Here is a 7,619-nt window from a genome sequence, read left to right on the forward strand (position 1 = left end):
GTGAGCTTGACGACGGCGCGGTAGCCGGTGCGCCTGCCGTCCAGGGCGCACTCGAAGCCGACCGCGCCGAGGCTGTCGCCGCCGGAGAGCACGCCGCCGAACGACGCCTCGGCGGTCAGCAGCCGTCCGTCCCCGCCGTTGACCGAGCACCGTACGGAGGCCGGGGCGTCGGGGGTCGCCGCCCGGTAGGCCGTCTCCACGAAGACCCGGGGGGCGCCGCCGAGCAGCCCGGTGACGGCCGGGTCGTCGAGCAGGCCGTGGCACTCGCCGTGCGACAGGGCGACGGCGGGCGGCCGGTAGGCGGTGTGGTCGAGGTACAGGTGCCAGCCGAGCAGGCCGCCGCCGAGCAGCAGCGCGGACCCGCCCGCGATCAGGGCCCGGGGGTGCTTCACCGGCAGAGCTCCTTCGTCTTCGCCGCCAGCGCGGCGCGGGTGACCTCTTCGAGCGCTCGTTGGCCGTCCGCCCCGTCGGCGCGGGCCGCCTCCCCGGCGGTGACCTGCACCTCGACGTAGCCGCTGGGCCGGGTCACGCAGTACTGGGCCGCGGCGGCGCCGCCCGGCCAGGCCGCGGCCAGGCCGGGCAGGTCGAGCGGGTGGGCGTCCGGGCGCTGGGCGTCCACGGCGGCCAGGGCGAGTTCCCCCTCGCGCCGGACGGCGGTGACGGTGAGCACGCCGCGGCCGTCGATCCGGACGGCGCAGCTCTGCTGGTCGGTGTCGCGGACGCCGGAGCTGGTCCGCTCCTCGGAGTCCTGCTCGCCGGGCGGCAGCAGCCGTCCGAGCGGGGTGTCGGCGCCGGTGGGCAGGCGGCAGAGGTGGGCGGACCGGCCGGGGGGATCGGACGGGCGGTGGCCCTGCCAGTCCCGGTAGCCGACGAACCCGGCGGCGGCCACCGCGACGACCAGCACGGCGGGCAGCAGCAGCGGGTCGTGGAGGCGCCCGGCCCACCGGTCGGCCAGCAGCCGGGCCCAGCGGGCCGCAGGCCCGGACCGGCTCCCGGATCCGGACTCGCTCCCGGACCCGCCCCCGCTCACGCGTCGCCCTTCGCGTTGGTGGACGAGTTGTTCGCCGTCCCGCGCGACATGCCCTGGAGCGCGCTGTCGCGGGCGCTGTTGGCGAGCCGGTCGATGTCCTGGCGGGCGATCCCGGTGCCGCTGCCGGCGTCCCGGACCGCCTGGTCGGCCCCCCTCGCCACCCGGCCCTCGGCCTCGGCGGTGTGGTTGCGGCTCTCCTGGCGCCCGTCCTCGGTGGTGTCCTTCTTGTTGGCCTCGATGACGCTGTCGGCGATCGAGTCGACGATCTGGTCCGCGATCTCGCCGCCGAGCGGGATCTTCTCGGTCACGCTGCCGATGACGGCGTTGAAGGCGTCCTTGCCGTAGCCGACGTTCTTCTCCAGCGCGTCGTTGAACTCCTTGTCGGAGGCGGCGTGTTCGTTGTGCACCTCGTCGATGCGGGCCTGGTTGAGGTAGCCGCTGACGACGCCGCCGGACTCGGCGTTGTGCTTGATGTCCGACTCCAGCCGGGCGAAGTCGGTCTGCCCGCTGTCCAGGTGGCCGCGGATGAGGGCGGTGGTGTACGCCTGGTTGGCGTTGGTCACCGCGCCGTAGGCGTCCGGGTCGCGGCCGAGGGCGTCGAGCAGCCCGGCCACGGAGGAGGCGTCGAGGGAGGCGGGGGAGCCGTTGACCGGCAGGTCGGTGCCGTGGGAGAGCGAGTTCTGCACGTCGCCGATGTACTCGGCGGTCATGTGCCCGAGGCTGCCCCGCAGGGCGGCGAGCTTGCCGTCGCCCTTGATGTCGTCCAGCGCCCCGTCGTCGCCGTGCCGGCCGAAGGTGTCCACGACCCGCTTCATCAGGTCGGCCTGCTCGGTGGTGTGCCGGGCCGGCGGGACGGGGCCCGGCTCGTCGTACGGGTGGCCGGTGGTGGCGGCCTCCAGGGCGCGGCCGAAGGCGGCCGGACCGGCCTGCTTGCTCGCGTCCCACACCTTGGAGTCCCGGGAGGTGGTGTCCGGGATCCAGTCCTTGTCGTGGGAGTAGTAGGAGAAGTAGTCCGAGGGCTTCGGCTTGCCGCCCTGGTTGACCGTGCCGTCCTGGTTGTACGCGGTCGGCTGCTCGGTGAAGAACCTGTTGGCCGCGTCCGGGCTGTGCGCGAGCGCCTCCAGGATCGCCGTGGTGGGGCGGAAGCCGGCGCCCGCCTCGTCGCCGCCGGTCAGGTTGAAGCCCTGGATCTTGGAGCCGGGCATCGGGGCCGGCCAGTACCGGTCCTGGGTGTCGAGCTGGGTGACGTGCTCGGCGATCGGGTTGATGAAGTGGGCGTCGTAGTTCCCGTTCATCAGGATGCCGGAGAGCACCTGGTAGCCGTACGGCACGTAGTCCAGGCCGGAGGCCCGGTACGGCTTGTCCCAGACCGGCTGGGAGCCGGCCTTGCGCAGCGCGGCGGCCCACTCGTCGGACAGGTGCGGCTCGTTGGTGCCGCGGGTGGCGGTGGCCAGGCCGAGCCCGAGGTTCTTCTGGAGGTCCTGGTAGGCCTTCCAGCGCGGGTCCTTGTCGTCGCGGGGGTGCGCCGGGTCGCCGACCATGCCGTTCCAGGACTTGATCAGGCCGTCCGGGCCGAGGTCCTGGTAGAACGTGGTGGCGAACTTCGGGTCGTTGCCGTGCGAGGCCAACAGCGAGTTCAGCTCGGTGAGTTCGGGCTCGGTGATGTCCCCGCCCCGGGCCGCGAGCTGGGCGGCGCGCCGGCCGTCGGCCTCCGGGCCGCCGCCGATGGCCTTGCCGTTGAAGGACTTCTGGCCGTCCGTCATGCTGTCGGCGCGCAGCGCCCAGGCGATCCGCTCGTCGGCGGCGGTGGCCTCGGAGACGGCGGAGTCGATCGCCTTGCGGGCGGCCTCCGCCTTGTCGCCCCACTCCTTCTGGTAGTCCCGGAGGGCCTCGTAGTCGTGCCGGGTGGCGTTGTCGGCCGGGGGCCAGCTCACGGTGCCGTTCTCGGTGACGGTCAGCCCGGCGGTCCGGGCGTCCGCGACCGCCTTGTCCAGCTTGGTCTTCGCCGCCTTGAACTCGGTGGACGCCTCGGTGAAGATCGAGGCGAAGGCGTTGGCCTCGGTGACGGCGGCGGTCAGCTGCTCGTTGGTGCGTTGGAGGCCGGGGCGGGCCTGGTCGGCGGCGGGGCCGCTCCAGCAGGCGGAGTCGACCTGGGCGATCACCGTGGTGTCCCAGTCGCCGTCCATCGCGTGGAGCTTCTGGGCGACGGTGGTCCAGGCGGTGGCGGCGGTGTCCAGGACGCCGAAGTCGGCGGTGCTGAGCTCGTGGAAGTCGACCATCTCGGTGGTCCTCTCAGTTGCCGAGGTCGTGCTGGACGGCCGACTCGTTCTGCCGGTAGTTGGCGGCGGTGGCGCGCAGCGCCTGGGTGGTCTGCCCGATGGTGCCGCCGAGGGCGGCGACGCACTGGTCCCAGGTGCCGGCGGCGCCCGCCGCGGCCTTGCCGGTGCTCCAGTTGGCGAGCGAGGTGGAGACCTTGGCGGTGGCCTCGTCGGCGCCCCGGCCCTCGGTGTTGAGGCGGGCGTGGATCTGGTCGGAGTTGTTCCCCGCGGTGGTGAGCGCGTTGGTGTCGGCGCTGAAGCCGCCCCCGCCCCCGCCGCCGGACGCCGAGGCCGAGTTGAGCTGCGTGCGGGCCGCCTCCTGGGCCCGGGCCCGGTCGGTCAGGTTCCCGTCCGCGTCGTAGGCCCAAGGGTTCATCATCCGGTCGAACGCGGTCGCCCGATCAGACATGTCGATCGTCCCCCTCCGTGCCGGGGCGCTGCTCCGGCACCCCCGTTGGCAAAGAGTCAGGCAAGTGTGTAAAGAGATTCGACAAAGGGTACAGGTGGATTCCGCTTTTTCTAACCCCTAGGGGTGAGGGGCTCCGACGTCATACCGCAGCAGCAGACGGCCTCGTCATTCCAGCTCATGACCCGTACCGCACAAGGCCGTTACGTTGGGTCCCGTGTCCACAGCTGTCATCAAGACGGACGGCCTCACCAAGAGGTATCCCCGTGTCACCGCGCTCGACCAGCTCACCGTCGAGGTGCGGCCGGGTGTGGTCGGTCTGGTCGGGGCCAACGGCGCGGGCAAGTCCACTCTCATCAAGATCCTGCTCGGGCTCGCCCCGGCGACCTCCGGCCGCGGCGAGGTCCTCGGCCTGGACGTCGCCACCCGGGGCTCCGAGATCCGCGCGCAGGTCGGCTACATGCCCGAGCACGACTGCCTGCCACCGGACGTCTCCGCGACGGAGTTCGTGGTGCACATGGCCCGGATGGCGGGCCTGCCCGCCACCGCCGCCCGTGAGCGCACCGCGGACACCCTGCGGCACGTCGGCCTGTACGAGGAGCGGTACCGCCCGATGGGCGGCTACTCGACCGGCATGAAACAGCGGGTCAAGCTCGCCCAGGCGCTGGTGCACGACCCGAAGCTGGTGCTGCTGGACGAGCCGACCAACGGCCTCGACCCGGCCGGCCGGGACGAGATGCTGGCGCTGATCCGCCGGGTGCACACCGACTTCGGCATCTCGGTGCTGGTCACCACCCACCTGCTCGGCGAGCTGGAGCGGACCTGCGACCACCTGGTCGTGATCGACGGCGGCAAGCTGCTGCGCTCCTCCTCCACCGCCTCCTTCACCGAGGCGACGGCCGTGCTCGCGGTCGAGGTCGGCGACTTCCCGGAGGACCACGGCCGGGAGCCGGGCCCGGCGGTCCGCGAGCGGCTCGCCGCGGCCGGCCTGTCCGTCCAGCCCGAGGGCTCGCACCTGCTGCTGGTCCGGCTGGCCGACGAGTCGACGTACGACACCATCCGCGACGCCGTCGCCGGACTCGGCCTCGGCCTGGTCCGGCTGGAGCAGCGCCGGCACCGGGTCGCCGAGCTCTTCACCGACGCCCAGGACACCGAGCAGAGCAAGGGAGGGACGAACGATGCCGCTGCCTCCTGAGACCAGGTCCGCCGACACCGGCGTCATCCACGACATCGGCTACCGCGGCTACACCGGCCCCCGGCTCGGCCGCACCTACGCCACCCGCGCGCTCTTCACCCAGAGCCTGCGCGCCGCGTACGGCCTCGGCCGCTCCGGCAAGTCCAAGGTGCTGCCGATGCTGGTGCTGGGCGTGATCACCGTGCCCGCGCTGATCTTCGTGGCGGTCTCGGTCGTGATGAAGCGCGACGAGCTGCCGGTCGAGTACGCGGGCTACCTCTCCATCTTCAGCCTGGTGATCTCGGTCTTCCTCGCCTCCCAGGCGCCGGTCCTGCTCTCCCGGGACCTGCGCTACCAGACCGTCCCGCTGTACTTCTCCCGCCCGATCACCCGCACCGACTACGTCCGGGCCAAGTTCGGCGCCATGGTCTGCGCCCAACTGCTGCTGATGGCGGCCCCGTTGCTGGTGCTGTACATCGGCGCGCTGCTCGCCGGGATGGACTTCGGGCACAACACCGCGCACTTCCTGTACGGCCTGGTCGCGGCCGTGCTGTACGCCCTGGTGCCGACCTCGGTGGCCGTGGTGATCGCGGCCGCCACCCCGCGCCGCGGCTTCGGAGTGGCCGCGATCATGGGCTACCTGGCGGTCAGCGCCGCGCTGGGAGCCGCCGCGGTCGGGATCAGCAACCGCAGCACGACCGGCTCCGACGCCCCGCAGTGGATGTCGCTGATCTCGCCCACCGACCTGGTGGAGTCCCTGGTCAACGAGCTGTTCGGGCTCGGCGAGGGCTTCGACCGCCGGCACGCCCCGGGCGGCCTCGGTCTGGCGGTGTTCGCGCTCGTCGCGGTGGCCATGGTGGTCGGCTCGTACCGGCTGCTGCTGCGCCGCTATCGCAGCGTCTAATCCAACTGCAGTATCTGAGAGGGCGCATGGCCACCATCAGCATCGACAAGGTCTCCCGCTGGTTCGGGAACGTGGTCGCGGTCAACGACATCACGATGACCATCGGCCCCGGCATCACCGGCCTGCTCGGTCCCAACGGGGCGGGCAAGTCCACCCTCATCCACATGATGAGCGGCTTCCTGGCCCCCTCCAGCGGCTCCGTCACCCTGGACGGCGCGCCGATCTGGCGCAACCAGCAGGTGTACCAGCAGATCGGCCTGGTGCCCGAGCGGGAGTCGATGTACGACTACCTGACCGGCTGGGAGTTCGTCCTCGCCAACGCCGAACTGCACGGCCTGCCCCAGCCGGGCGCCGCCGCCCGCCGGGCGCTGGACCTGGTGGAGATGGACTACGCCAAGGACCGCCGCACCGGCACCTACTCCAAGGGCATGAAGCAGCGGGTCAAGATGGCCTCCGCGCTGGTCCACGACCCGTCCGTCCTGCTGCTCGACGAGCCCTTCAACGGCATGGACCCGCGCCAGCGGCTCCAGCTGATGGACCTGCTGCGCCGCTTCGGCGCCGACGGCCGGACGGTGCTGTTCTCCTCCCACATCCTGGAGGAGGTCGAGCAGCTGGCCCGGCACATCGAGGTGGTGGTCGCCGGACGGCACGCCGCCTCGGGCGACTTCCGCAGGATCCGCCGGCTGATGACCGACCGCCCGCACCGCTACCTGGTCCGTTCCAGCGACGACCGCCGGCTCGCCGCCGCGCTGATCGCCGACGGCTCGACCAGCGGCATCGAGGTGGACGAGCGGGAGCGGGCGCTGCGGATCGAAGCGGTGAACTTCCAGGGCTTCACCACCCTGCTGCCCAGGGTCGCCCGGGAGGCCGGCATCCGGCTGTACACCGTCTCCCCGGCGGACGAATCGCTGGAGAGCGTCTTCTCCTACCTGGTCTCCGCGTGAGCGCCGTCGGCAGGACCGCTGTCGGCAGGACTGCTGCCGCCAGGACCGTTGTTGCCCAGGAAGGGGCCGACCGACCATGAACCCCACCGTCGCCAGGCTGACCCTGCGCGGGCTGCTGGGGCGCCGCCGCGGCCTGCTGCTGCTGGTGGCCCCCGCCCTGCTGCTGGTCGTCGCGGCCATCGCGAGCGTGTCCAGCGCCGACCCGCACGACATGGCCAACAACATCCTCGGCGCCCTCGGCCTCGGCACCCTGATCCCGATCCTCGGACTGGTGGTCGGCACCGGGGTGATCGCCAACGAGATCGACGACGGCTCGATCGTCTACCTGCTCGCCAAGCCGCTGCCCCGGTGGCGGATCGTGACCACCAAGCTGGTCGTCGCAATCGGCGTCACCTGGCTGTTCTCGGTCGTCCCGACCCTGCTGGCCGGGCTGCTGCTGGTCGGCACCCAGGACGGCGTGGCGCTCGGCTACACCGTGGCGGTGCTGGTCGCCGGCGCCGCGTACAGCGCGCTGTTCCTGCTGCTCGGCGTGGTCACCCGGCACGCGGTGGTGGCCGGTCTGGCGTACGCCCTGATCTGGGAGTCGACGGTCGGCAACTTCGTCGAGGGCGCCCGGACGCTGAGCATCCAGCAGTGGGGCCGCTCGGTGGCCGAGGCGGTCGCGGGACAGAACGCGATCAGCTCGGACGTCTCGCTCGGGGCGGCCGTGCCGCTGCTGCTGGTGGTCACCGTCGCGGCGACGGTGCTCGCCTCGGTGAAGCTGGCCGGGATGACCCTCGCCGGCGAGGAGTGAGCCCCGTACCGCACAAGCGGTGAGCCCCGGACACCTGTGAGGGTGTCCGG

The 7,619-nt window shown here is 72.3% G+C and carries 8 protein-coding genes; 4 read left to right on the forward strand and 4 right to left on the reverse strand.

Annotation, left to right across the window (positions count from 1 at the left end; all coding sequences use genetic code 11):
* The 4 genes from ACFU6K_RS24135 to ACFU6K_RS24150 all read right to left on the reverse strand — a co-directional run.
* The coding region (locus ACFU6K_RS24135) for a hypothetical protein (protein WP_380666254.1) at positions 1–392 on the reverse strand (392 nt) is incomplete at its 3' end.
* Positions 389–1,030 (reverse strand): hypothetical protein, encoded by a 642-nt coding sequence (locus ACFU6K_RS24140; RefSeq protein WP_380666256.1) that lies wholly within the window; start codon positions 1,028–1,030, stop codon positions 389–391. The genes ACFU6K_RS24135 and ACFU6K_RS24140, both read right to left, overlap by 4 nt.
* Positions 1,027–3,309 carry a hypothetical protein gene (locus ACFU6K_RS24145; RefSeq protein ID WP_380666258.1) on the reverse strand — a complete coding sequence of 761 codons (2,283 nt, stop codon included), beginning with the start codon at positions 3,307–3,309 and terminating at the stop codon, positions 1,027–1,029. Before ACFU6K_RS24145 ends, ACFU6K_RS24140 begins: the two co-directional genes overlap by 4 nt.
* Before the next feature lie 13 nt (positions 3,310–3,322).
* Entirely contained in the window at positions 3,323–3,757 is a 435-nt protein-coding gene (locus ACFU6K_RS24150) for a hypothetical protein (RefSeq protein ID WP_380666260.1), read from the reverse strand.
* Positions 3,758–3,971: 214 nt separating this feature from the next.
* On the opposite strand from ACFU6K_RS24150, the gene ACFU6K_RS24155 reads away from it, so the two are divergent.
* The 4 genes from ACFU6K_RS24155 to ACFU6K_RS24170 all read left to right on the forward strand — a co-directional run bounded on the left by ACFU6K_RS24155 (position 3,972) and on the right by ACFU6K_RS24170 (position 7,569).
* On the forward strand, positions 3,972–4,949 hold the full coding sequence (locus tag ACFU6K_RS24155; protein WP_380666262.1) for an ABC transporter ATP-binding protein: 978 nt from the start codon (positions 3,972–3,974) through the stop codon (positions 4,947–4,949).
* Positions 4,933–5,832 carry an ABC transporter permease gene (locus tag ACFU6K_RS24160; protein WP_380666264.1) on the forward strand — a complete coding sequence of 300 codons (900 nt, stop codon included), beginning with the start codon at positions 4,933–4,935 and terminating at the stop codon, positions 5,830–5,832. Before ACFU6K_RS24155 ends, ACFU6K_RS24160 begins: the two co-directional genes overlap by 17 nt.
* Positions 5,833–5,858: 26 nt before the next feature.
* Positions 5,859–6,776: an ABC transporter ATP-binding protein gene (locus tag ACFU6K_RS24165; RefSeq protein WP_380666266.1), complete on the forward strand. Its 918-nt coding sequence runs from the start codon at positions 5,859–5,861 to the stop codon at positions 6,774–6,776.
* Between the two features lie 76 nt (positions 6,777–6,852).
* Positions 6,853–7,569 (forward strand): ABC transporter permease, encoded by a 717-nt coding sequence (locus ACFU6K_RS24170; protein ID WP_380666268.1) that lies wholly within the window; start codon positions 6,853–6,855, stop codon positions 7,567–7,569.
* Positions 7,570–7,619 lie beyond the last annotated feature (50 nt).

Source organism: Kitasatospora sp. NPDC057512 (assembly GCF_042802135.1).
GTDB lineage: Bacteria > Actinomycetota > Actinomycetes > Streptomycetales > Streptomycetaceae > Kitasatospora.

Excerpts from the sequence above, each read along its gene's own strand:
- ACFU6K_RS24150 (WP_380666260.1), bottom strand. The coding sequence starts at position 3,757 with ATGTCTGATCGGGCGACCGCGTTCGACCGGATGATGAACCCTTGGGCC.
- ACFU6K_RS24145 (WP_380666258.1), bottom strand. The coding sequence starts at position 3,309 with ATGGTCGACTTCCACGAGCTCAGCACCGCCGACTTCGGCGTCCTGGAC.
- ACFU6K_RS24160 (WP_380666264.1), top strand. The coding sequence starts at position 4,933 with ATGCCGCTGCCTCCTGAGACCAGGTCCGCCGACACCGGCGTCATCCAC.
- ACFU6K_RS24165 (WP_380666266.1), top strand. The coding sequence starts at position 5,859 with ATGGCCACCATCAGCATCGACAAGGTCTCCCGCTGGTTCGGGAACGTG.
- ACFU6K_RS24170 (WP_380666268.1), top strand. The coding sequence starts at position 6,853 with ATGAACCCCACCGTCGCCAGGCTGACCCTGCGCGGGCTGCTGGGGCGC.